We start from the raw sequence: 24,685 nt of genomic DNA, 5'->3' as shown, positions 1-24,685 counted from the left end.
CTCTAGGCGGTGGTGGCCTGCGGCGCCTCCAGCGAGTTGGCGAGCTCCATCAGCGCGCCTTCCATGCCCGGGAGCATGCGGAAGAGCGGCAGCGGATCCTCCACCAGCTTCTTGAACACCCAGTCGAGGATGCCCAGGACCTGGATGCACTCGTCGGAGCCGTGCGGGCGCGGGGTCGGGTCGCCGGTGCGCGCGTAGTCGAGCACGGGCAACACGCCGCAGTAGGGGTTGTAGGCGCACTCCCGGCACTCCGCGTCCCGGTCGCGCAGCGAGAGGTTCATCGTCCGGAAGGTGTTCTTGTCCTGGATGAGCTGCTCGTAGGTGACGTCGCGCACGTTGCCCAGCCCGAAGTAGTCGCGCAGCGAGCGCGCCTCGTCCGAGGGGACGATCTCCCCGTCGTAGTCGTAGACGATGGCCCCGCTGAAGTCGCCGCAGGGGTTGGCCCAGTCCACGTAGCCCACGTCCGTCTTGAAGAGGATCTTCACCATCAGCACGCGCAGCAGGCGTTCGGAGTAGTCCGCGTTGAGGCGCTGGTTCTTCTCGTAGAGGTAGTCGAGCGCGTCGAGGTAGTGCTTGAGGAAGTCGCGCATGTCGAAGCGCAGCCCGTTCTTCACCGTGTTGCCCAGGTGCTTGAGCTTGATGACCCCGACGTTCTTGAAGCCCATCTCATGGTAGAAGTCGATGGTCCGCCGGAAGTCCGGGGCGTTCGCGCTGCCCACCACGCACAGCGGTGAGGTGCTGAGGATGTCCGGGTACTCCTTCTGGAACTCCCGCAGCTTCTCCACCACCGACCGGTACGAGCCCGCGCCGCTGCGGGTGATGCGGAACCTGTCGTGGACGTCCGGGGGCCCGTTCAACGAGTAGGACACGTTGATGCGGTGCTTCCGGCAGAACTCCATGTGCTCCTGGGTGACGACCATGAGATTGGTCGTCACGCCGAAGTCGAGCTTCTTGCCCACCTTCTCGTTCTGCCGGTGGGCCTCCTCCACGAGGTGCACCATGCCCGGGAAGTTCAGGAACGGCTCGCCGCCCTGGAACTCGAAGTGGATGAGCGGGTTGGGCGTGGAGAGCGCGAAGCGCACCAGCGCGTCGATGGTGTCCGGCTGCATGTCCAGGTGCCGCGCGTCCATCGGCTCCGGGTTCATGTGGCAGTAGGTGCAGTTGAGGTTGCACCGCTTCGTCAGGACGGCCATGTGCAGGCTGGCGCCCGCGAACGTCTTCAGGTGCCAGGTCTTCAGGTCCTCCATCACCTGCGCGGCGTTCTTCGCCGTGACGATGTGGCCGCTCTGCTCCAGGCGCTCGAAGAGCGCCGCGTCCATGAAGATCTCGGAGAGCTGCGCATCCTCGGTCCCGGAGAGGATCTGGAGCGCCCCCGTGCGCGACAGCCGCACGTGGTGGTCCGGCCCCACCTTCCGGGAGGGGAAGAAATTGGGCAGCCACTCGTCCTTGTAACGCCGGCCCGTGGTCCTCATGAGGCGCTTTCCCGCTCGGCGTAGCGGGCCGCGAGCTTCGCGATCTCCGCCCAGTCCATGAACTCCGGACCCGTGTTGATGATCTTCTCCGTGGCCCGGCCGGCGACGGCCTGGATGTGCGCGCGCATGTGCTGGTCGAACGTCTCGCTCATCTCGCGGCTCGCCCCGGGCTCGATGAGCTCGTGCTGCGCGAGGAGCTCGCGGGCGTACTCGGCGAACATGGCGCGGCCGTGCGGGCGGATGTCCTCGAACTCCAGCAGGGTGCGGAAGGTGAAGAGGTTGATGCGGTGCGCGTTGAGCAGATAGCGGTAGTGCTCATCCGGGGACTCGGCGCGGGCGTGCTGGCGCAGCCGCAGCCGGTTGACGGCGAGGAAGGCGTGGATGCCCAGGTGCAGGCCGCGCATGGGGCGCGGGTCGCTGCGGTAGGGGGACGCGGTGTTCTGGGTCGGGTCGTTCCACTTGCCGAAGGCCGACGTGTCCATGATGAGGTGCATGCGCTGGTGCTGCAGCTCGTGGACGATGTCCCCCGCGTGCTTGAACGGGTCGTCCACGCGCGTCACGAAGATGGGGCTGGCCGGGCCGTAGGACGCCGAGCGGTGCACGTGCGGGGACCTCGGCCCGTTCATGTCGACGAGCCCCGTGCAGAGCAGCGGGCTCCAGTCGAGCATCTCCGGCCACAGGTCGGCGATGATGCGGTAGGCCGCCTCGGCGCTGTCGTGCAGGGACAGGGGCTCCCAGTTCGGGTCCTCCACTTCCTTCCGGAGTTCCTGGGGCGTGGTGCCCACGATGCCCAGCACCGCGTTGTCCTCGATGATGGGGACGTTCCACGACTTCGACCACGTCAGCGGCGTGCGCTCCACGGCGCCGCCGTTCGCGAGCGGGAGGGGCACCTGGATGGGGGCGCCGCCCGCGTGCCGCAGGGTGAGCGAGTTGCCGGCGAAGTCCCACTCCACCTTCTGGCCCTCGGGAACGCCGCGCACCTGGATGCGCGCGGAGGTGCGCAGGTCATACAGGCTGGGAGGCGTCCGGAAGCGCACCTTCGGGGAGACGCCCTTGCCTTCGAGGTGGTAGCCGATGAGCAGCGCCTGGAGGTTGCCCACGTACTGGTCGAGCTGCGCGTCGACGCGCGGTTCCTTGGAGACGAGGGCGTTGAGGAGCGAGGCGGGCGCCCAGTGGGACATCAGCTCGGTGAGCCGCTCGGGGGCGCGCGTGGACAGCACGAGCAGCTCGGAGATGAAGTCCTGGAGGGCCGCGCTGCGCTCCGCGCCCAGCCGGGTGGTCATCGCCGTGTCCTGGAGCATGGGCAGGTACGCGTCCATCACCGAGGCACGGTGAACCTGGATGCGTTCACGAACCTGGGCCTTCCGGGTTGCGTCGAGTGCGGGGGGAAACAGGTACGCGTTGATGTCATTCATCCTTGGCTCCAGTCGAACAGCACAACGGAATTCCGGGACAGGCGGGCGAGCAGGCCGAAGAGCGCCGCGTCCACCTCGGATGCCGGCAGCTCCAGCAGCTGGCTCAGCTGCGAGACGAGCTGCGCGAAGGGCCTGCCGTCACAGCGCTCCAGCATCAGCGCCTCGAGCTCGTTGAGTGGCACCTGGTGGACGCCCGCGTGGCCAGGGAAGCAGAGCAGGGCGGCGGTGTCGCTCGCGGGCGGCGCGCCGGTGAGCAGGGGCACCTGCTCGCGCGTCAGCCAGAAGTGGTGGGGCCCGAGCGCCACGCGTCGCTGATGGGCCGTGCGGCGCAGCGCCGCCAGGTGCTCGCCCCGGAGGCGCTCCGCCTCCTCGGGCGGGGTGCTGGACAGGGTCCTGAGCCGCGTCGCGAGCACGCGCGTCTGGAACATCCGGCGGTCGAGCCACAGGCTCGTGCGCAGGTCGGCGAGGAGGGACTCGGCGAGCCCGGGGGCGCTCTCCAGCAGACACTCGGCCACGGCGAAGAAGCCCGCGTCCAGCGCGTCCGGCTCGGTGACGGTGGGCGGGATGATGGTGCAGAGGCGGGCGGCGAGCTCCAGGGCCCCGCCCTGGACGAGCCGGCGCAGGGTGCACGGCGCGAGGACGCCGGCGGGCGTCTTGTTGGCCTCTGGCTGGCAGCGTGCGAGCAGGGCCTGCAGCTCGTGCCGCGCGGCCAGGATGGCGTCCCGCAGGGGCTGGAGAGGCTCGAGCCACTCCGCGAGCGGAGTGCGGGGCCAGCACGACTTCCGGGTGGGGATGCGCGGGTGGTAGCCGCCGAAGAACGTCGCGACGAGCGCGTGGGGCCGGGGCGCGCCGCCACCGGGCAGGAAGCGGGTGCCGGGCACCTGGGGCACGGTGCGCACCAGCCGGTGGGCCTCGTACTGGAGGCGGACGGGAGGGGGCGCCGCGAGGAAGCGGCCCGGCTCCAGGTGCGCCGCGGCGAAGGCGAGCCAGTCCGCCCGGTCATGCGGGTAGCGCTCCAAGGTGTCGGCGCGAGGCCGCGCGGACATGGACGTCGAGCCGCCGCAGGTGGCGACCAGGGTTGGGCGAAGCCATTCGATGAAGGCCCGCGCCTCCACCATGTCCATCTGGTTCCAGAAGCCGTGGAACTGGAGCGAGGCGCCCGTGGGCAGGAAGGCGACGTCTACCCGCTCGCGGTACGGCTCCAGGGCCTCGCGCGTGGTGGACGCGTCCTGGATGTCCACCCCGTTCAGCGCGAGCACGTCGGGGGTCTCGATGAGGAACGCGCACTGCTCCTCGCCCTCCGCCGAGCGGCGGGCCGGGAGGATGCGGACGCGGACGTCCCCGGGCAGCGAGATGACGTCGCCCGGGCGGAAGGGGTTGAGGACGCGGAAGCCCAACGAGGACAGGAGCCGGCGAGGGCTCTCGTCGCAGGAGCAGGTCGCCGGGTCCTCGTCGAGGAAGTGGATGGGCGTGTCCCGCGGCAGCCCGAGGAGGCTGGGCGGATGCAGGTGGTCATCGTGGCCGTGAGACAGGAACACCGCGCTCACGGTGGTCAGGTCCTCGGTCACCCAACGGGGGCAGGTGGGCTGGCGGAAGTCGTGGTCCTGGCGCACGAGCACCGGATCGAGCAGGAGCCTCAGGCCCTCTCGCGTCACGGCGAAGCTGGTATGGCCGAGGTGCTCGATCCAAGTGCTCACGGATTAGTCCCGCCTGACGCAATTTCCAGATATCCTAAACGGCCACCAGCGGACGGCGTCAACACAGGGGGGAGATGAAGCGTGGAGGCTCCGCTGAGGCGCGCCTACCGCCGCCGGTAGAAGGGCGGGTAGTACAGCTCGTAGGTGCCCCAGGCCGAGTTGCTGAAGCCACCGACGATGAGCAGCCGGCCGTCGTCCAGCAGGACCACGGCGTGAAGATGGCGCTCCGCGGCCAGGGGTGAGACCTGGCTCCAGGTCCCCGTGTCGGGGGCATACAGCTCGACCTTGTTCGTGTAGCCCGTCTGGTGCTCGCCTCCGGTGATGAGCACGTGGCCGCTCTTCAGCAGGGTGGCGGTGTGGTGGAAGCGCGACTGGCTCGTGGGCCCCGTGGCCGTCCACGTGCCCGTGTTGAACACCTCGGACGAGCCGCTGAGGTCCTGCACGGGGTTGCCCCCGGTCACCAACACCCTCCCGTCCTTCAGCCGGGTGGCCGTGTGGTCATGGCGGGTGGTGCTCATGCCGCTGACCGCCGTCCAGTTCCCATCGGCATACACCTCGACCGAGGTGAGCGCCGTGTCGGTGGGCACGCCTCCGCCCTCCGTCACCCCCTGCGGCGCGCTCGTGGACTGCGTGGTCATTCCCCCGGTGACCAGCACGCGCCCGTCCTGAAGCAGCGTGGCCGTATGCGAGCTCCGCGCCGTGAGCAGGCTCCCGGTGGAAGCCCACGTGCCCGGGCCGTTCGGAGCTGGGGTGTACACCTCGGAGGAGGCGAGCCGCCCGGCACCGGGATTCCGTCCTCCAGCGACCAGCACCCGCCCGTCCGGTAGCAGCGTGGCCGTGTGCTCGATGCGCCCCACGCTCGGGGCAGCCGCGGACATCCAGGTGCCGCTCTTCGGATCATAGAGCTCCGCGGTGGAGGGACTGACCTCGCCGCCCACCACCAGCACGCGGCCGTCCGCCAGCAGCGTGGCGGAGTGGAGACGCCGCTCCGCGAGGGAGTCACCGGTGGGCGCCCAGGTGTCCTTCGTGGGGTCGAACACATCCACGAGCCGCGTGTTGTCTCCCAGGGCGAGCACCCGGCCATCGCTCAGCCGGACCGCGCTGGGCGCGTATTTCGGACTCCGGCCCGCGGGCCTCGGCAGGTCGGGCCACCCCCGGCGCATCCGGAAGATGTACCGGCCCGGGAGCGGGCTGCCCCGGCTCTTGTAGATCAACCCCGTCTGCGTGTTGCTGTCGAGCAGCGCGCCCGGCGTGCGCGAGCCACCGAGCTCGTAGAACGTGCCCTGCGCGCCCGTGCCCGCCGAGAATCCCGCGGCGGCGGTGAACCCTCCCGCGCCTCCGCTCCCACGACTGGCGGCACCGGATTCCCACTCCAGGCGCTCGTAGTTCATCACGATGTCGAAGTCGCCCAGCCCTACTTCGTTCCGGTCCACCAGCAGGAGCTGGAAGCGGTTGAGCTTGTCGGCGTGCTCCGAGTGGTAGCCGACGTGGATCCAGTTCACGCAGAAGGCCGGCCGTCCCTCGAAGACCACCGTGCCGTACCTGACGAGCCCGGACGTGCGGGCCCGCGTGTCCACGTCCGCCATGAAGGGGGCGATGAGGGGCGGCGTCGGCACCGCCATCCCGAAGGGCAGGTACTTGTACAGCGGCTCCCGGAAGCTGACGTTGCCGTTCGTGTTGATGTGGAGCGCCGTGTAGAGCGTCCCGAAGAAGTTGACCGGGAAGCCCGGCTCGACAGGCCCGGCCGAGCCGTCGTCACTGACGGGGACCACGTGGGCGTTGGCGTTCTCGCCCAGGACGATGGTGGGTTGTTTCGGGCCGGGACCGGGCTCTTGCACGTCTGGCATCTGTCATTCCTCCACACCTTCAGCTTCCACCCGCGTCCTGGCGTCCGGGCGCGACAGCTCCCATGGCCGGAAGCGCGCCCGGCTCCCGCAGCTCCGCCGGGACGTGACGCCCGAGCTTCCGGTACTCGCTCGCGAAGCCTCTCAGCAGGTCGGCGTAACCGATGGGCCGGCCCTCATGGCGCGCCAGCACCGCCGCGAGCAGCACCGCGTTGCGGATGTGCCCGCCGGTCAGCTCCGCCATCGTGGCCAGCCGGTTCAAATCCCTGGGCGCCACCGCGTGCCGCGCTCCCAGGTGCGCCACCCACAACGCGCGCCGCTCCTCCGGCCCGGGCATCGGGAACTCGAGGATGGCATCCAGCCGCCGCATGAAGGCGGGGTCGAACCGGCTCTTGCTGTTGCTCGTCAGCAGGGCCACGCCGTCGAACGACTCGATGCGCTGGAGCAGGTAGTTCGTCTGCGCGTTGGCGAAGCGGTCATTCGAATCCCGGATGTCCGTGCGCCGGCCGAAGAGGGAGTCCGCCTCGTCGAACAGGAGCATCACCTCGGCGTGCTCGGCCCGCGCGAAGATCTGCGCGAGGTTCTTCTCCGTCTCACCGATGTACTTGCTCGTCACGCTGGCCAGGTCCACGCGGTACAGCGGCATTCCCAGCCGGGTGGCGAGCCAGCCCGCCGCCAGCGTCTTGCCCGTGCCGGAGGGGCCCACGAAGAGCGCCGTCACCCCCGTGCGATACCGCGTGGTGGCGGAGGCGCCGAGCCCTTCGGAGAGGCCGTCACGCGCACGACAGCGCAGCAGCAGCGATTGGAGCTCGGCGGCGAGCGGAGGGCTGGCCACCAGGGCCTCGTCGCTGATGGGCTCGGGCAGCGCCTGGGCCAGCGCGCCCAGTCCGCCTCCATCCCCCGTCCATGCCGCGGCCAACAGGTCGCGCTCCTCGGGGGCCGGATGGCCGCGCAGCGTGGCGTGCCGCCGCGCCAGCAGGCCCAGGTGGGCGATTCTCCCGGCCCGGTGGCGGTGCGTGCTCGCGAGCTGCTCGGCCAGCGCTTCATCCTGGAGCGTCGCGGCCCAGAGGGCTCGACGTTCCTGCCTCCGGGGCACGGGAAGCGACCAGGTGAGGAGGCTGCCCGCGGGCCACTCGAGGCTTCCCTCTGCGCCGCTGATGAACAGGACCGGCCCCTCGTAGTACGGGAGCGGAGGCACCACCCTGCGCTCACCCGGGCCCAGGTCGAGACAGACCACCGGAAGCAGCGAGCGCAGCAGCAGGTAGGGCCCGAGCGCGTCGAGCCGGTCCGTCTCGATGAAGAGCGGACGCTGGCCCAGGGCGGCGGCCACCGCGGCCGCCACGGTGCGGTTCTCCGCGGGAGGGCCGCCGCGGATCAACAGCGCGCTTCGAGGCAGGGCGGCCAGCGTCTCCGCGTGGCGGCGCGCCTCGTCGAGGATGGAGTCCGGCAGGGGAATCCGGGGGTGGGCACCGAGCCCGAGCGTCATCCCGGGCCACGCACCGTCCTGTCCCTGGAGGGCGAGATAGAGGGGCAGGTGGAGCGCGAGCGACTGCTCGCTGAGGGGAGCCTCCGTGTTGTTCCGGGTGAGGAGCCCACTCTGGAGGGCTGCGCCGCTGGCGAGGAGGTGCAGCGCGGACTGGCCCGGGGGGGCGGCGTTGGAGAAGGCCGCCGCGACGAGGCCGAGCGTGGGACGGGATGTCCCCGAGGGGGCTTGGACGAAAGCCAGGACGCGGCCCACCAGGGCGTCCTCCTCCACGGCCACGGTGAGCGCCACGACGAGCTGCTCGAGGAGGGTGAGGCCCAGCCTCCCGGCGAGCTGCACGAGGGGCGCATCCGAGGGCGAGGGCGAAGCCACGCAGGCGCGCACGCCCGCGAGCCAGTCCGGGTGCCTGGAGTCCACCTCCCGCTGGAGGCGGCGGAGGAAGCCCACCTCGTGGTGCGGGGAGTCGTCCTCGGGGAGCTGTCGTGCCACGGCCGCCAGGGCGAAGTCTCGGAGGCCGGAGGGTGTGGGGAGTGGTTGGGTCATGAGAATGGAATCCAGGCGCGGCGCGCCTCATGCCTCCCCGTACAGGTAATGGAACCGCACCACCCGCCCCAGCCAGGGCACCCAGCCGGGATTGATGTCGAGCCCCAGCTTGCGCACCCGGAGGTCCGCGTGCTGGAGGTCGAAGAGCACATCGACATGGGTGGACGTCGCGGAAATTCGAGCGGGGCGGCGGGCGAGGTCACGGAGCCCGAGCGCCGCACGACGGTGACACCACCACCGCACCGCACTCCGCAGTCCTCGAAGCAGCCGGTCATGCTCCAGGCCCGAGTCGTCGGGCCACGCTCGCGTGGCGTGGGCGGCGAACAGCACACGCACGGGGTCTCTCGCGGGCGCACCGAGCCACTCGGCGATGAACGCCAGCAGCCGTTCCGGCACGTCGAGCTCGAGCAGGAGCGGATTCGCCTCGAGCAGCGTGGGGAAGCCGAGCCGCTCCAGGATGGGAAGGAGGAAGAAGAGCCCTCCGAGCTCCGTGGGGCGAGGCGCCTCCAGCCATTCCGGGGAGGCCGGGCCGGACTCGGAGGCCGTATCCGTCCCGTGGTTGAAGAGAGCGGGCTCGGCGACAGAGGCCGGGCGTGCGGGAGCCGGCGCGGAGGACGGAGCTCTCTCGAAAGCTGTCTCCGTGTTGCGGGAATCAGGGGCCGTGGCGTTCGCGTCATCGGCCCGTGCGGCGGTGGGCGCGACTCCCGTCGTGGGTTCGGAGCGAGAGGCCGCGGAGCGCTTGGGTCCTGGAGTCGCGGGGCTGGCCCATGCATCCCATTCGTTCCCTGACTCTTCCTGCGCGACCGACGCCGAGGCGAGCCTGGCCACCAGGCGCGCTGCCCGCTCGAACAATCCCGGCTGGGCGAGGCGCCCGCGCCGCTCGTGGATGAGCGCCACGGCCGCGAGCCAGACCGAGCGCGCATCCTCGGAGCCCCAGGCTCCCGCCCAGCGCACCACGGAGGCATGCAGGGAACCCGATGGCAGCGTCTCCTCGGGTGACTCCAGGGACGCCGCCGCGGACGCGAGGGGCGCCACGGCCGGCGCTCCTCCGAACGCATGGATGAGGGCGGAGCCCTCGTTCTTCCGCAGCGTTCCCAGCAGCAGGTCGAGCCCTCCCCGCGCATGCAGCGACGCGACGAGCCTCACCGCGGCGGCCGGGCCCGCGCTGGAGCGGAGCGCGGCGGCGAGCGTCAGGCGGAGGCCCTCGTCGCGTGACATCAGGGGGTGGAAGCGCTGCACGGCGAGCGGCCAGTACCACGCCGTCACGGACTCACCGCGCGCCAGCCGCCCCGCGAGGAGAACGGGAGGCTCCGCGTCGTCCCGGAAGAAGACAGCGCCCTGGTGCGGCGCCGAGGCGTCATCGGCATGCACCGCGGACACGGACAGCTCGCGCACCACTCGCTCGATGGTGAGCGCGAGACTTTGCGGAGGCAGGTGCCCGCGGATGACTCCGACGGGCAGCTGGCGGATGAGGAGGACCCGGCCGGGAGCGGCCTCGGGGAATGATGCGGTACGCAGGGCGTCCTCGAGCAGCAGGGCGCCACGGCGCACCAGGGCCTCGCTCCTCGCCGACAGGCGCACTGTGTCCACGCGCTTCATCGTTTCCTCACCAGAGCTCGTTCATGAAGCGCAGCAAGGTGTTGTCGCCCCGGGCCGGGTCGGCGAAGCGCGCGGAGGCCCGCTCGGGCAGGTGCACCGTGGGCGTCGAGGTGGACAGCACGCGCGCACGTACCGCGGTGGGTGTGATGTCCTCCACCACCGCCTGCACCGTCTGCTCCCCGGAACGGATGACGACGTGCATTCCGATGCGGACACGCTCGGGGTCCACGGCCAACTCGAGGGTGCCGCCGACGCGTGCCACCGACGGCACGGAGACATGGCCTGACAGCAGCTCGTTGACGGGAGCGTGGCTGGCCAGCAGCAGGCAGACGCGCACCAAATCGTTGATGAGCGACAGGGCCTCGGGCCGCGAGGACACCACGCGCAGGAAGAGCCAGTCGACGAGCAGCTGCAGCTCACGCCGGTGCAGCACCTCGAGCTGCTCCCACCTGGGCAGGCGCGACAAGTCGCGCAGGTCGACGGAGGCGTCGTACTGGCTGAAAAGGCCGGCCCACTCCAAGCGCAGTGCGGGCAGCACCTCGCCGAAGCGCTGGTAGAGGCCGGTGGCCACGCGCGAGAGGTGCTGCAGCTCGGTGGAGGCCGCCTCGCTGACGTCGGGGCGGCCATGGGCGGTGTCGATGAGGTCGCCCAGGGAGAGCTGCTCATGGGCGGCCTGCTGCAACTCCAGCCAGGTGCGAGAGGAGAGCAGGGCGGGCTGCAGGTGGACGAAGGCGGCGCGCTGGCGAGCGACGAGGGCCTCGCGAGAGCCGAGCAGGCGCGAGAGTCCCTGGAGGAGGGGAGAGGCGACGCGGCTGGAGAGCAGGGGGTAGGAGATGGGGAGGCGCTGGACGGCGCGCACGTGAGCCCACTCGAAGGTGCGGTGCAGCAGGCCGACGCGGTCCAGGCCGCCCAGCAGGGTGGGGGCGAGGGAGAACCACTGGAGGGGCGAGTCGCGGACGAGCTGGAGGTAGGCGAGCAGCTCGGGAGGAGCGGCGGCGGTGCTGGCGAGGACCTCGGGGAGGATGTCGGGGACGAGGCCGGAGTCGAGCAGGAGGTGGGCGGCGTCGCGGGTGAGCTCGTGGAGGCGGGGGCGCTGGAAGACGAAGAAGGGGACGTGCTGGGCGAGCACGCGCTGGCGTCGGGTGTTGATGGCGCCGACGCGGACCTTCTCCTCCTCCAGCAGCGCGTGCGCGACGGTGACGTCCTGCCTCGCCTCGGACACCTTGCCGCCCACGATCTCGAGGAGTGTGTCGAGCTCGGACGAGTACTGCTCTATCCGCGTACGGGCCACCTTGTAGCCCTCCATGAAGTTCACGCGGGTGCGCAGGCGGCGCCCCAGCTCCCGCAGGAGACTGCGCGTGTTCTCCAGGTGCTGGAGGGCGGTGGAGAAGTAGAGCGACTCCGTCCACCTCAGCCGCTTCAGCGCGAGGGCGCGCCGGATGTTCTCCGGCTCCTCGTCGATTCGCTTGAGGACGCTCGCGAGCAGGTCCGGCTTGTCCACCAGGTCGTGCAGGGACGGATGGTCTCTATCAACGGTCTTCGTGTTGGGGATGAGCGTGGCACTCGCGATACTGCCGGAGGTGGTCACCTTCGCGATTCCCACCAGGAACAGGTTCGTGACGTCGAGCCCGATTTCCTTCACCGCGACGATGCGCTTCACCAGGTCGAGCAGCCGTGTGGTCAGCTCGAGCCGGGTCGTGGTGGCCTGGTCCAGCGCCTCCATGGCGTCCGACAAGCGGATGTAGGCCAGGCGGCCCGTGCGCGAGCGGAAGCCGGTGAGATAGCCGTCGACGTCGGCGGTGACCACCAGGGGACTGTCGACCAGGGTGCTCCCCTGGCTCGCGGACACGGCGAGGCGGCTGGCCTCCGTGCTGCTGGTGAGCATCAGCTGGCGCATGTGATCGAGCTCCGCCTGCACGCGCTTGGAGCCCTCGTCGATGAAGACGACCGTCTCGTTGTAGAGCCCCTCGACGTTGTCGATGAGCCCCTTCAGGCCCACGTCCTTCACCGTCTTCCTCGTGCTGTCGGCGACCTTCTTCAGGCGCACGAGCCCGGACGTGGCGGCGAGGAAGATGTGCGGACTCGACTCCAGGACGATGGCGCCGAGCGGGGTGGGCAGGTTGAGTGATTGCAGTCCAAGGAACTCGGGCGTCTGCCAGCGGGTGCCGTCGTACCGGCGGTACATGAGGCGGCCGTAGTTGCTTCCACGGCGCCTGTCAGGGGACTCCCACCAGTAGGCGTGGACCTGCCCGTCCCCCGCCGAGACGACGGCGTGCGCATCGTTGCTCGCCGCGCTCACCAGCTCCATGCCGGACTTCCAGGTGCCCTCGTACCAGCCATGCCGGAGTCCCCCTGTCCCCATGACGAGGACATCGAGCCGCTGGGCATCGCGCAGTGAGATGCAGGCATCCAGCCGGGTGCCCTTGAGGTCCTTCACCTCGCGGGTGACGAGTTCGTTTCCTGAGACGGGGCTCAGCTTGGGGTCGTCCCCCACATGCTGGGCGGAGAGGTGGTGGAGCCAGAAGGGAGCGCTCTCGGCCGACGAGCTCTCCTTGCCCAGGAACAGCAGCTCGATTCTCCCGGGCTTCGGGCTGAGCGCCACAAGCTGGTTGACATGCCGGGTGCTCACGACCTCCGAGCCAGCGGCCTTGAGGTCGACCCAGGTGAGCTTCCGGATGCCTGTCCTCGTGGCCACGAAGGCGTCGATGCGCCCGGGTTTCCAGGCCACGGCGTCGAAGTGCAGGATGGTGGTCTCCAGGAAGCCCTGCGACTCGGTGGAGACCCAGGCCGTGCCGACCTTGCGGTAGAGCGCCACGGTCGAAGCCGCGGAGTGCCGGGTCAGGACCACGATGACGGGCTCTGTTCCACTCCAGACCAGCGTGGAGTCCACCAGCCCGGGGAACCGGCCGACGAACTCGGGCTGCAGGCCCGTCTGCGAGCGCCGCACGTTCAGGATGAAGAACCCGAAGGGGTGGAACCCCATGGTGAGCACCCCGTAGCCACCATCCGGTGCCAGGGAGGTGGACACCTTGATGCCGTCCGAGCCCAGCCGGTCGGGCTCCGCCCAGGTGCCGTTCTGCGACAAGGTCTGCTCCAACAGGGGGACGAACACCCTGGGCGGGGTGACGGTGGTGTCCCGCTGGGTGCCATGGAACTCCGCCTGGGGCTCATACGGGTTCGGGGTAGGAGGCGGCAGCTCGCCCTCGGTGACGGGATCGGCTCCCGGGGCCCGCTTCGCCGCGTTCTTCTCGCCCTCGAGCGCGATCCACAGCGCCATGGCCCTGCTACGCAGGACCTCTCGCTCCCACCGTCCCTGGTTGAGGCGGTTGAGCGCGTTGTCGATGGCCGCCTGGAAGGAATCAGCGACCTTCTCCTGGACCAGCAGCGAGGGCTCGAAGTGGACCTCCGGAACGGGGACGAGCACGCGCACGGACTCGGGCTGCGTCACATCCAGCGGCGCGAGCGAGGCACTGGCCAGCGCCACCGCGTCGAGCTGCTCCAGGGGCACCGGCACGCACTCCAACTGGAAGCTGGCGGGGAAGAAGCGGCGCCGATGACCGATGTGCTCGAAGTCGAGGCTGAGGGCATTGACGGGCAGGGTGCCCACCGGGGGAAGGAAGGCGAGGGACTGGAGCGCGGTGCCGTCCTCGAGCTGCTGGGAGGTGAAGGACGCCAGGTGCTCGGCGAGCTGCTGGCTGCGGGCCTGCCAGAGCAGCGGTGAGCCCAGTCCGGGCAGCAGCGGTGTGCGGGCGCGAGGCGCACCGCCGAAGCGGACCACCGCGGCGCGGTCGACGAAGAGGGCCGTGGCGGCTTGTCCCTCCTGCGCCGGAGGGTTGAAGCCGACGAGAGCCAGGGGGACGCCCACCTCCTCCCAGGGCGCGGGCTGCCCATGGAGACGCTCGCGCTCGCGCTCGAACACCGTCCAGGCCATGCGGCTGCGCCAGCGCGCATCGCGTTCGGGCAGCGGCCAGCTGGAAGGCCAGGCGTAGAGCACCAGCGCGCAGCCATCCACCAGCCGCGGGTCCGCGAGGGCCCGCCTCTCCAGGTCCACCTCTCCCGGGTCGTTGGGGTCGGGCGGGTCGTCCTGCCTGGAGACCACCGGCACCAGCACGAGCACGGCGGCTTCCAGGGCGAACTGGGTGCTGCGCGCGTCCACATGGGCCAGGACGTCCAGCTCGAAGCCATTGGGATTGTCACCCGGCCAGTGCACCGGCACACGGTCCACGCGGACGTCGATGCCGCGGGGAAGCACCACGTCCTCGCCGCTCGCCGTCAGGCCCAGGCCCGGCTCGAGCCGGAAGACGGGCACCTTCCGCTGCTCCGTCGCGTCGTACACCTGCTCCAGGCGGACCTCCAGCCCGGCGACGACGCCCGGGGTCGACAGCTGACCGCGCAGGGCGAGCCGGCCGGAGTGTTGGCGCTGCTCGGAGGAGAGGGCCTCCGCGGAGAGCGCGCGGCCCGTGTAGAGGTGGGGCCGGCTGCGCCAGCCCGCGTCGACGAAGGGCTTTGGTGAAGGCTCCACCTGGAAGATGTGCTCGTCCGCGAGTGGCGTCTTCAGGGGCCGGGTGCTCATGGGCTACCTCGCATCGTGCTCCTCATCGCTGGAGGCCCACGTAGGGCAGGAGGGAGCCCGCGCCACGAGCGGGCTCCGAGAAGTACGCGGCGGTCCGTGCCTGCAGCCCCACCTCCTGCTTGGAGGTCAGCAGCACGCGTGCCCGGACCACGCTCGAGGACAGGTCCTCCACCACGGCCTGAACGGTCTCGACGCCGGAGCGGATGACGACGTGCATGCCGATGCGGACACGCTCGGGGTCCACGGCCAACTCGAGGGTGCCGCCGACGCGTGCCACCGACGGCACGGAGACATGGCCTGACAGCAGCTCGTTGACGGGAGCGTGGCTGGCCAGCAGCAGGCAGACGCGCACCAAGTCGTTGATGAGCGACAGGGCCTCGGGCCGCGAGGACACCACGCGCAGGAAGAGCCAGTCGACGAGCAGCTGCAGCTCGCGCCGGTGCAGCACCTCGAGCTGCTCCCACCTGGGCAGGCGCGACAAGTCGCGCAGGTCGACGGAGGCGTCGTACTGGCTGAAAAGGCCGGCCCACTCCAAGCGCAGTGCGGGCAGCACCTCGCCGAAGCGCTGGTAGAGGCCGGTGGCCACGCGCGAGAGGTGCTGCAGCTCGGTGGAGGCCGCCTCGCTGACGTCGGGGCGGCCATGGGCGGTGTCGATGAGGTCGCCCAGGGAGAGCTGCTCATGGGCGGCCTGCTGCAACTCCAGCCAGGTGCGAGAGGAGAGCAGGGCGGGCTGCAGGTGGACGAAGGCGGCGCGCTGGCGAGCGACGAGGGCCTCGCGAGAGCCGAGCAGGCGCGAGAGTCCCTGGAGGAGGGGAGAGGCGACGCGGCTGGAGAGGACGGGGTAGGAGATGGGGAGGCGCTGGACGGCGCGCACGTGAGCCCACTCGAAGGTGCGGTGCAGCAGGCCAACGCGGTCCAGGCCGCCCAGCAGGGTGGGGGCGAGGGAGAACCACTGGAGGGGCGAGTCGCGGACGAGCTGGAGGTAGGCGAGCAGCTCGGGAGGAGCGGCGGCGGTGCTGGCGAGGACCTCGGGGAGGATGTCGGGGACGAAGCCGGAGTCGAGCAGGAGGTGGGCGGCGTCGCGGGTGAGGTCGTGGAGGCGGGGGCGCTGGAAGACGAAGAAGGGGACGTGCTGGGCGAGCACGCGCTGGCGGCGGGTGTTGATGGCGCCGACGCGGACCTTCTCCTCCTCCAGCAGCGCGTGCGCGACGGTGACGTCCTGCCTCGCCTCGGACACCTCGCCGTCGATGGCCTTGAGCCGCTGGCCGAGCCTGGCGGCGTCCTGCTCGATTCGGGCGATGGCCTTCTGGTACTGCTCCAGGGCCGTGACGTAGGGGCGCGTGCGGCGCTCCAGTTCCCGCAGGAGGACAAGCATGTCCTCCAGGTGCTGGACCGCGGTGGAGAAATAGTCGGACTGCGTCCACTTGAGCGTCGCGGAGCCGGTGGCGTTCTCGATGGCCTTGGGCTCCAGGCGGATGCGCGCGAGCACGGCGTCGAGCTTCGCCAAGTCCGCCACCAGGTCGCTCAGGGGAATGTTGTCGCGATTGACGAACCGGGTGCTCCCATCGCGCTCGGCGACGGGATTATCCGCGGGGCTGCTGGCGATGAACACGACCACTCCCGCGACGGTCATGCCTGTCACGTCGAGCCCGAGCTCCATCACCAGATCGACGAGGCGCTCGGTCAGGTCAGCGCGGGTCGCGGTGGCCTGCTGCAGGGTCTCCCGGGCGTCTTCCCGGCTGACGGGGTCCTCCACCTCGGGAGGCTGGACGCGCCGCCGGATGAACTTCGTGAAGTAGTGCTCGATGTCGGAGCGGGCCGCCAGCGGGCTGCGCACCATGGTGGCTCCCAGGACCGGAGACACCACGAGCCGGCTGGCTTCCGTGTCGCCGCTGATCATCAACTGGCGCACGTTCTGGGTATCCGCCTGGACCTGCGTGGAGCCCGCCTGGATGAAGCTTTCTACGCGGTTCAGCAGCTCGTTCGACTGGGCTTCGAGCCCCCTCAAGCCCTGCTGCTCCACGATGGCGCGGATGCCGTCGGGCAGCATCCTCAGGTGCTGGAGTCCCTGGACCGAGGCCAGGAAGACGTTCGGGGTGGAGCCGGAGAAGACGACGCCGAACGGCTGGGCACTGCTCTCGGAGAGCTCCGCCACCATCAGCAGACGGGGCGCGCGCCAGCGGGTTCCGTCGAACCAGGCGGACCAGAGGGTGTTGGGCAGCTTGTATTGAGGGTCCGCGGCCTTCCTCCACCAGAAGGCGTGGACCTGCCCGTCGCCCCGCGACACCGCCTGGATGAAGTCGCCGGGCGTCGGGCTCACCAGGTCGTCCTCGAAGCTCCAGGTGGCCGACTCATACCGGCCATGGAGGATTCCGTCGTCTCCCATGACCAGGACGTCGAACCGGCCGCCGCCCGTCATGCAGGCCGACAGATGCTTGCCCACGGCGAGCTTCGTCTCCGTGAGCTTGGGGTTGCTCGGCCCCGGAGCGTTCGCCTCGTGCAGGAAGGAGAGGTGATGGAACCAGTGCGTCTCGTTCGAGCTCGCCGGGCGCCCCAGGAAGAGCAGCTCGATGCGGGTGTTGGACCCCTCCTGCTTCTGGAGGGCCACCAGGTCGACCAACTCCTGCTCCTTGGCGTCCGGGAGGGAGACCACGGGCGGCTGGGCCGAAGCGCCATCGACCCAGGTGAACTCGAGGAGGTCACGGGTTCTCGCGGCGGTGGGCTCGCTGCTCGCGGCGGTCTCGATGGCAACGAAGGTGTCGATGCGCCCCGTTCCCCAGGACACCGCGGAGAAGCACGTGACGAGGGATGCCTGGGCCTTCGCGGTCTCGCTCCACTGCCAGCCCTTCCCGGGCGACTGGTGGTAGACGCGCACGGAGTAGGTGTTGAGCCAGGTCGGAGGGGGCTCGTCGGGTAGCGGGGGCGGAGGGCTCTCCTTGATGAGGGCGACCACCGCGAGCGCGCCGTTGCACCAGACGGCCCTGAAGCCCTCGAGCGTGAGTCTTTCGCGGGGCAGTGCCCCCGTGATGCCTTCCCACGCCTCCCACGTCTCGCGGAAGCTCGTACGCGCCAGCTCGGACGCGCCCTGGCGCGCGACCAGGCCGAAGCCTTCCTCCGCCGCTCCTTCGGGAGCCGCGATGGAGACCTCCTCGGCGTTGAACCCCAGCAGCGCGGGCGCCGTCCAGGTGCTGTTCTCTCCCTGGGGCGGGAGCACTGCCTCGAGTGCCGGGACGGTGGAGCCGTCCGTGCCGTAGGCCTCTTCCTCCGGGCCATAGGGGTTCGGCTCAGCGGGCTTCGAGCCCTCGTACTCGCCCGGGATGGCGCCGGGGTCCGGATCCGGAAAGCGATTCGTCTTCCTGCCTTCGAGGGCATTGAGCAGCAGCGAGGACTTCCCCCGGAGGTCCTTGCGTCGTCTCCGCCACTCGCCCAGCCGCGCGAAACCGTCGTCGATGGCGTCCTGGAACGCGGGGCCGACCTGCTCGATGCGCAGCAGCCCGGGCTCGAAGTAGGCCTCCGGCACGGGGACAAGCAAGCGCACGGACTCGGGCTTCGTGACGTCCAACCGCGCGAGCGAGGCACTGGTCAGCGCCACCGCGTCGAGCTGCTCCAGCGGCACCGGCACGTACTCCAACTGGAAGTTGCTGGGGAAGAAGCAGCGCCGCGGATCGAACCCTCCAGCGCCCAGCTCGAGAGCAGTTCGGGGCAGGGTGCCCACCGGAGGCAGGAAGGCGAGGGCCTTGAGCGCCGTGCCGTCCTGGAGTTGCTCTTGAGTGAAGGACGCCAGGTGCTCTGCGAGTTGCTGACTGCGGGCCTGCCAGAGCAGCGGCGAGCCCAGCTCGGGCAGCAGTGGCGTGCGGGCGCGGGGCGCACCGCCGGAGCGGACCACCGCGGCGCGGTCGAGGAAGAGGGGCGTGGCGGCTTCACCTTCCTCGGCGGGAGGCTCGAAGCCGACGAGGGCCAGGGGGACGCCCACCATTTCCCAGGGCGCGGCCTCCCCATGGGGGCGCTTCCGCTCGCGCTCGAAGATGTCCCAGGCCAGGCGGTTGCGCCACGGGTCACCCACCGCAGGCATGGGCGACCAGGAGGCAGGCCAGGCGTAGAGCACCAGCGCGCAGCCATCCACCAGGTGCGTGTCCTCGAAGGCGTCGTCGTCCGGTGTCTCCTCGCAGGCGTCTTCCCCGGGAACCAGCGGCGCGTCCCGTTTGGAGATGACCGGCACCAGCACGAGCACGGCGGCGCGCAGGCCCGCGTGCGTCTTCGGGAAGTCCTCCACCTTCGCGTCCGCCAGGATGCTGACATCGAAGTCCAGCGGTCCCTCCGGGGCCTGCTGCCAATAGGCCAGCAGGCGGTCCACGCGGACGCGGGTGGCGCGCGCGAGGACCACGTCTTCTCCGCGCGCCGTCAGCCCCAGGCCGGGGGCAATCTGGAAGAGGTGGACCTGCCGCTGAAGGGCCTCGTCGTACTCGCTCTCCAGACGGACCTCGAGCCCCGCGACGACGCCCGGAGCGACCTGCTCTCCGAGCAGGGCGAGCCGGCCGGAGCGCTGGCGCTGCTCGGCGGAGAGGGCCTCCGCGGAGAGCGCGCGGCCCGTGTAGAGGTGGGGCCGGCTGCGCCAGCCCGCATCCACCGAGGGACGCAGGGGAGGGTCCACCTGGAGGATGTGCTCGTCGGGGAGCGACTCCGTCAGCGGCTTGGTGTTCATGAGCGACCTTCCCTCCATCCGGGACTAGCGGGGCGGCTTCTCGAGGGACTTGCGGAGCTCCTGGACCACGTCGCCCAGCGGACGGCCCTCCTCCAGCGCCCGGCTGACGAGGCCGCGCATCCGCTCGAGCGCGTTCGTGCCCTCGTTGCTGGCCCGCAGTGCGTGCTGGTCCAGCTCGGCGGTGACGCCCGAGCGCGCGAGCCGTGACAATGGGAGCGCGGACGCCGCCCCGGGCCGGGAGGTGGACTTCCCGCCCAGCAGCGCGAGTCCTTCGCCCCGTCCCTTGTAGCTGTAGCGCCGCTCCACCTCGGCCACCGTCTCCTCGGTGAGCCGCGTCGGGCGCAGCAGCTCGCCCGCGGCACCCGCGAAGAGGGAGCGCGCTCCAGCCTCCTCACTCCGGATCAGGGTGCGCAGCAGCTCGTAGCCCCTGCCAATCGCGAGCGCCGTCGCGCGGTTGGGCAGTGACTGGAACTCATCGTAGAGCCCCACCTCCTGGAGGGACCGGGTGACGTCGTCCTCCAGGGTGGGCGGCTCCTGCTGGGGCTGGCCGACGGCGGCGGCCTTGTAGGGGAAGCTCCGGCGGCGCGCGTACCAGAGCGTGGTGGCGCTGGCGAGGAGACTGCTCCAGACGGCATTCGTGAGGCTCGGCTCCGGCGCGGTGGTGGGCGCGAGCGTGGTCCGCTGGAGGGCCAGCGCCTTGAGCGCCTCGCCCGGCCGGCGCATGGCCACCAGCCCCGAGGCGGTGGCGCGCAGCTTCATCGACGTGGTCCGCTCCGTCGGGAAGAGCGTGGCGAGCGTCTGGCTCATCGACTCGCGGGGAATCGGCACCAGCACCAGCACCGAGATGGAGGAGAGCTCCTCGCCCGTCCGCGTCAGGTCGATGGGCGACAGCGACAGGCTCTCCGCCAGCAGCGCGCCCACCTCGTCCTGGGGGACGAACGAGAGCTCCACGTCCACCTCGGGAGGGAAGAAGACCTCGGTGAAGCTCTGCGAATCCACGGCCGCCGCTGGGAATGGCCCCGCTGGAGGCAGCGTGAAGAAGTGGTCGCTGGCCGCGAAGCGCGCGCCCTGGCTCGTCTGGGCGCGGACCTTCAGCACCTCCTCCAGGTGCTCCTGGTACTGCAGCAGGTGCGCCTCGCGCAGCGCCCGGGGCGCCTGGCCGAAGCCCAGGAAATCCGTCTGCTCCGAGCCCACCTCGCGCCGCACGAGGAACCGGTCGACCCACCGCACCACGCCGTGGTCGAGCGCAATCATGGCGATGGGGAGCGCGTCCACGGGCGGGCGCAGCCCTCCGTTGCGCACGAAGATTTCATGGGCCACCCGGGCCCTGCGCGCGTCGAACCCCGCGCCCGCGTGGTTGTCCGGGTAGGGGATGAGGGTGATGGCGGTGGCCTCGATGATGTCGCCGTCCTGCGCCGTGCGCGCGCCGCCCACCGAGCTGGGGTACGAGGCCACCAGGTTGGCCGTGTACTCCACGGGACGCAGCGCGACGACGTAGAGCCCGGAGCGGCTGCGCGCCGTCTCGCGGGGAATGGGCGCCAGCCCGAAGGCCGCGTCCAGCCGCTGAATCTCCGGGATGTCGTCCAGCCGGAGGTTGCCCAGGTCTCGCGGGATGACCACCGCCTCGCCCGAGGGCGTGACGCCGTGCCCGGCGGAGATGCTCAGCGAGCGGGGGTCCGGCCCGCTCTTCACGTGGAGCCCCGCCACCACGCCCACGCCGCCGCTGCGGGCGAGGTCCGCCTGGCGCGTGAGGAAGTACGTCTGCTCGCGAGTCAGGTCCTTGGCCGTGAGGAAGCGGCCATCGAAGAAGAAGGAGCGCAGCCGCCGGCCGTCGTGGACGAGGGTGCCGGCGGACTCCAGCTTCGTGACCACGCCCGGCTCGAGCTGCTCGCGCGCCGGTCCTTTCGTCGTATCCATCATCGCACCCGTTCTCTCTGTGTCTCGCGACGTCTAGATGCCAAGCCAGCGCGCCAGCGCCGCCACCGTGACGGCGAACGGGCGCATCTCGTTGTCCACGGCCACCACGCCCGTGCGGACGGGCCGCTTGCCGGCCTCCGGCGGACCGGAGACGCCAATCACCACCCGGGCGAGGAACACCCACGCGGGGTCCACCACCTTGTGGTCGTTCTCCGGCTGGTTCGGGTCGAACCGCAGCTCGTGCGGCAGGAAGTCGTCCTTCCAGAGCCGGTCCAGCAGGGAGGGACGGCCCGGGTGCCAGGCGTGGAGGATGGCGTCCTTCAGCGCATGGCGCGCATCGGGCGCGGACTGCTCCGGAAAGGGGCTCCCGCCCACGGGCCGCGGCCAGGGGCCCACCGGGACGCCCGGGAGCAGCTCGCCGGCTCCCTCCTGGCGCGGGACGAGCCGCAGCTCGAAGCCGTCCCGCAGCCGCGCGGGCGAGACGGCATCCGTCGCGTCGTAGAGGCCGGACGCCATCGCCGGCGTCCATCCGCGCTCGTACACCCGGAAGCGCAGGAAGAGGTCGGCCACCACGCCCTTCTCCGGCAGCTTCGCCGGGTCCACTCCGACGTTGTAGAGGCTCCTGTCGCGCACCAGCAGCTTGTCGGCGGTGTAGCCCTCGTACCAGCGCTGCACCCGGATGCAGGCGCGGGAGGTGACTTCCACGAGCCGTCCGAGCGGGTCCAGCGCGAGCCCCGGATGGACCTCGATTTCACCCTCCACCACGGCGTCCTTCTTCGGCGCGTGCTCCACGAGGAGCCCGGCCGCCGTGCCCACGCCATGCAGCGTCGCGAGGGCTCGCGCCAGGCGGCCGCGGTGGTACGTCTGCTCCGCGACGAAGTCGGTGGTGTCCAGGAGGACGCCCGTCGCGTAGTACGTGCGGTCGGTCGCCTCGTTCTCGAGCAGCGAATCCTTGGGGGAGCTCATCGGCTAACCTCCTGCGTTCAGTCGGGGGTCCAGGCTGGCGGGGCGCTCGAGCAGGTTGCTGCTGCCGAGCGCGCCGTGCCCCACGCTCATGGGCTGCGGTCTGGGGGGCGGTCCCAGGTACGTGTCGATTCCAACGAGCGAGGCCACGCCCACCAGCAGCGGGTAGCTCGCCCGCTTCACCGAGACGCTCACGTGCGCGGGCGTCTCCAGCTCGGCCACGCGCTGGATGAGGCCCAGCTCCAGCGCGTCGACGTCCTGGTGCACCAGCACGGTGACGCGGTGGGCGAGCTCGTTGAAGAACTCCTGCACGGCGGCCTCCTCGGCCGGAGTCGCGGGGAGCCCCGGGCCGAAGAGCGCGAGGAACTCCTTGCTGCGCTCGTCACCCAGGAAGAGCGTGTCTCCCACGAATGAGTTGCCGCTGCGGTGCAGGTCCGGCAGCAGCGGGTCGTCCTCGTCCCCGAGGTTGATGCCCAGGATGGTGGAGAAGGTGCGGCGCAGCCGGAACTCCTCGACGACGACGAGGCCGCCGCGGGCCACCGCCCCGTCCGTGAGCGCATCCAGCGACAGCCGCAGGCCGCGCAGCGTGCCGCGCCACGGGCGGATGCGCGGGGCCGCCTCCAGCATCCGGCGCCGCCGCTCCCGGGGAATGGCGGGGTCGAACGAGAGGCCCGTCCACTCCGCGAGCCACTCCAGCGACTCCTCCGGCACCGTGCGCGGGTCCGTGAGCAGCGCGGCGCTGGCGATGCGGTCCTCCAGCGGGGTGAGGATGCCCTCGGCCAGGCCGAGGTAGCGCTCCAGGAAGTCGGCCTGCGTGCTCGTGCCCGCCGCGTCGGCCTCGGGGCCGAAGAGCTGCTCGCGGTAGAGCTCCGGAAGGTAGTGCTCCACGTAGGAGAAGCGGGGCGCATAGGCCCGGAGCGCGGTGAGCTCCGGGGTGGAGCGCGTGTCGCCACACAGTTGCACCTTCACCCAGAGGTAGCGGCCCTGGAGCGAGCGGACGTGGCGGCCCGCGCGCTGGATGAGGACGGTGAAGAGGCCGCGCCGGCCCGGCTCGGGCGTGCCGGGCATCAGCCCGGGGTGGAAGGGCAGCTCCGAGGCGGCGGGCACCCATGCACCGCGCGGCACGTGCAACGCGCCGCTCTCCGGCGCCACGTCGCCGAAGACGTGCTCGTGCCAGCGCCGCGCGTCTTCCGGGGTGCCCGGGGCGTCATCCTCGGGGCGCTCCGGCGTGGCCGTCGCGGCCAGGAAGACGCGGAGGCCGCAGCGCGGCGGAATGCAGGCCTCCAGGTACAGCCGGTGCCAGGTGGCCCGCGCGCTGCCAGCGTCGAGCAGGGGCGCCTTGGGGCGCTCCGCGTTCTGCATGGAGCCTTGTGCCGCGAAGGACGGGAGCGACACCGGGTACAGCGGCGTGGGCGGCGCGTTCTGGACGGGGTAGTGGACCGGCAGCTCCACGCCGTGCAGGAAGGGGCCCCCGTCGTGCGCGGTGAGCGGGTAGTAGTCCCCGAGCGGAGCGGCGATTCCGCCTTCCTGCTCCAGCGGATAGGCCACGACCATGACTCCGTGCTCGACGGTGCGCAGGAGCACGGCGATGCGCTCGTTGGAGAGCCACGTGAAGCTGTAGGGCCTGTACGCGCGCTGGAGGGAGATGGGCGCCGTCAGTCCCAACCCCGTGAAGAAGCGGATCCGCGCGAAGCCGCCACCGCCGGACGGGCTGGCAACGGCGGCGTCATACACCCAGCTCAGCAGGGCGAGCCGGCCCTCGGGGCTGGTCGCGAGTCCGACCAGCACCTCGCCCGGCAGCGTGAGCCCGTCCAGGAGGAGCGACATCCGCGGAGGGTTCGGGTTGTCCCCCGGCTGGAAGACGGTGGGGGCGCGCTCGCCGGGCAGGGCGCGCGGCAGTGGCAGCCCGGACACGCGCGCGAGCCGCACCGGCGCGGGGCCCACGGGGGTGCTGAGCGACGCGGGGCGGGGAATGGCGAAGACGCCACCGCCCGGAGCGGGCGCGAGCCGCCACGCGTCGAAGCCCTCCACCGACACGGTGGCCGGGTCCCATCGGTTGCGCGGCTCCTTCAGCAGGACCTTGCCGCCACCGACGGCGACGTACAGGACGTCGTCCTTCCCGAGCACCAGGTCGGTGGGCAGGCTGAAGGGATTGGTCGCGTCGAAGGGCAGCAGGAGGCGCGGCTCGGGGCCCGCCCCCGCGGCCATGACGGCGGCCTTCTCCCGGTCGAAGTACGCCCAGGTGCCATAGGTGTCGAGGACGCCGGGCACCTGGTGGACGAGCTGCTCCGCGACGCCCAGGTCCGCGGGCGTCGACGGCTCCGTCCAGGGGGTGGCTCCCGGCGAGCTCGCCAGCCGTACGATGTGGCGGCTCTTGTCCCGGTAGATGGCGTACGCCCCGTCCGGCGGCTCCGGGAGGGGCTCCCAGTGGTCGTGGTCCGCGAGCATCCAGTAGCGCAGTTGGTTCGCGTCCATGG

General features: G+C 71.0%; 11 protein-coding genes. All 11 read right to left on the bottom strand.

Annotated features, from left to right (window positions below; genetic code table 11):
- Window positions 1–2: 2 nt before the first annotated feature.
- The 11 genes from ACVTJA_RS32200 to ACVTJA_RS32150 all read right to left on the bottom strand — a co-directional run bounded on the left by ACVTJA_RS32200 (window position 3) and on the right by ACVTJA_RS32150 (window position 24,683).
- A complete protein-coding gene (locus tag ACVTJA_RS32200; RefSeq protein WP_465825376.1) occupies window positions 3–1,472 on the bottom strand; it encodes a radical SAM protein in 1,470 nt (489 codons plus the stop codon).
- Window positions 1,469–2,887, bottom strand: coding sequence for an aKG-HExxH-type peptide beta-hydroxylase (locus tag ACVTJA_RS32195; RefSeq protein WP_465825375.1), 1,419 nt, complete (start codon window positions 2,885–2,887; stop codon window positions 1,469–1,471). The genes ACVTJA_RS32200 and ACVTJA_RS32195 overlap by 4 nt, the downstream gene beginning before the upstream one ends.
- Window positions 2,884–4,584: an MBL fold metallo-hydrolase gene (locus ACVTJA_RS32190; RefSeq protein WP_465825374.1), complete on the bottom strand. Its 1,701-nt coding sequence runs from the start codon at window positions 4,582–4,584 to the stop codon at window positions 2,884–2,886. The genes ACVTJA_RS32195 and ACVTJA_RS32190 overlap by 4 nt, the downstream gene beginning before the upstream one ends.
- Window positions 4,585–4,688: 104 nt before the next feature.
- Window positions 4,689–6,431 carry a nidogen-like domain-containing protein gene (locus ACVTJA_RS32185; RefSeq protein WP_465825373.1) on the bottom strand — a complete coding sequence of 581 codons (1,743 nt, stop codon included), beginning with the start codon at window positions 6,429–6,431 and terminating at the stop codon, window positions 4,689–4,691.
- A gap of 19 nt (window positions 6,432–6,450) precedes the next feature.
- Window positions 6,451–8,454 carry an ATP-binding protein gene (locus ACVTJA_RS32180; protein WP_465825372.1) on the bottom strand — a complete coding sequence of 668 codons (2,004 nt, stop codon included), beginning with the start codon at window positions 8,452–8,454 and terminating at the stop codon, window positions 6,451–6,453.
- Window positions 8,455–8,481: 27 nt separating this feature from the next.
- Window positions 8,482–10,053 (bottom strand): hypothetical protein, encoded by a 1,572-nt coding sequence (locus tag ACVTJA_RS32175; protein ID WP_465825371.1) that lies wholly within the window; start codon window positions 10,051–10,053, stop codon window positions 8,482–8,484.
- 7 nt (window positions 10,054–10,060) lie between these two features.
- The gene (locus ACVTJA_RS32170; protein WP_465825370.1) at window positions 10,061–14,626 is read right to left on the bottom strand and encodes a hypothetical protein; all 4,566 of its coding nucleotides are present in this window, start codon (window positions 14,624–14,626) and stop codon (window positions 10,061–10,063) included.
- Between the two features lie 22 nt (window positions 14,627–14,648).
- Window positions 14,649–19,328 (bottom strand): hypothetical protein, encoded by a 4,680-nt coding sequence (locus tag ACVTJA_RS32165; protein ID WP_465825369.1) that lies wholly within the window; start codon window positions 19,326–19,328, stop codon window positions 14,649–14,651.
- Between the two features lie 24 nt (window positions 19,329–19,352).
- Window positions 19,353–21,248 carry a hypothetical protein gene (locus tag ACVTJA_RS32160; RefSeq protein ID WP_465825368.1) on the bottom strand — a complete coding sequence of 632 codons (1,896 nt, stop codon included), beginning with the start codon at window positions 21,246–21,248 and terminating at the stop codon, window positions 19,353–19,355.
- Window positions 21,249–21,278: 30 nt separating this feature from the next.
- On the bottom strand, window positions 21,279–22,211 hold the full coding sequence (locus ACVTJA_RS32155; protein ID WP_465825367.1) for a hypothetical protein: 933 nt from the start codon (window positions 22,209–22,211) through the stop codon (window positions 21,279–21,281).
- Between the two features lie 3 nt (window positions 22,212–22,214).
- The gene (locus ACVTJA_RS32150; RefSeq protein WP_465825366.1) at window positions 22,215–24,683 is read right to left on the bottom strand and encodes a phage tail protein; all 2,469 of its coding nucleotides are present in this window, start codon (window positions 24,681–24,683) and stop codon (window positions 22,215–22,217) included.
- Window positions 24,684–24,685 lie beyond the last annotated feature (2 nt).

The organism is Pyxidicoccus sp. M6 (genome assembly GCF_055568925.1).
Note: the sequence above shows the minus strand (reverse complement) of the source record. Positions and strands in the feature narration are given on the sequence as shown.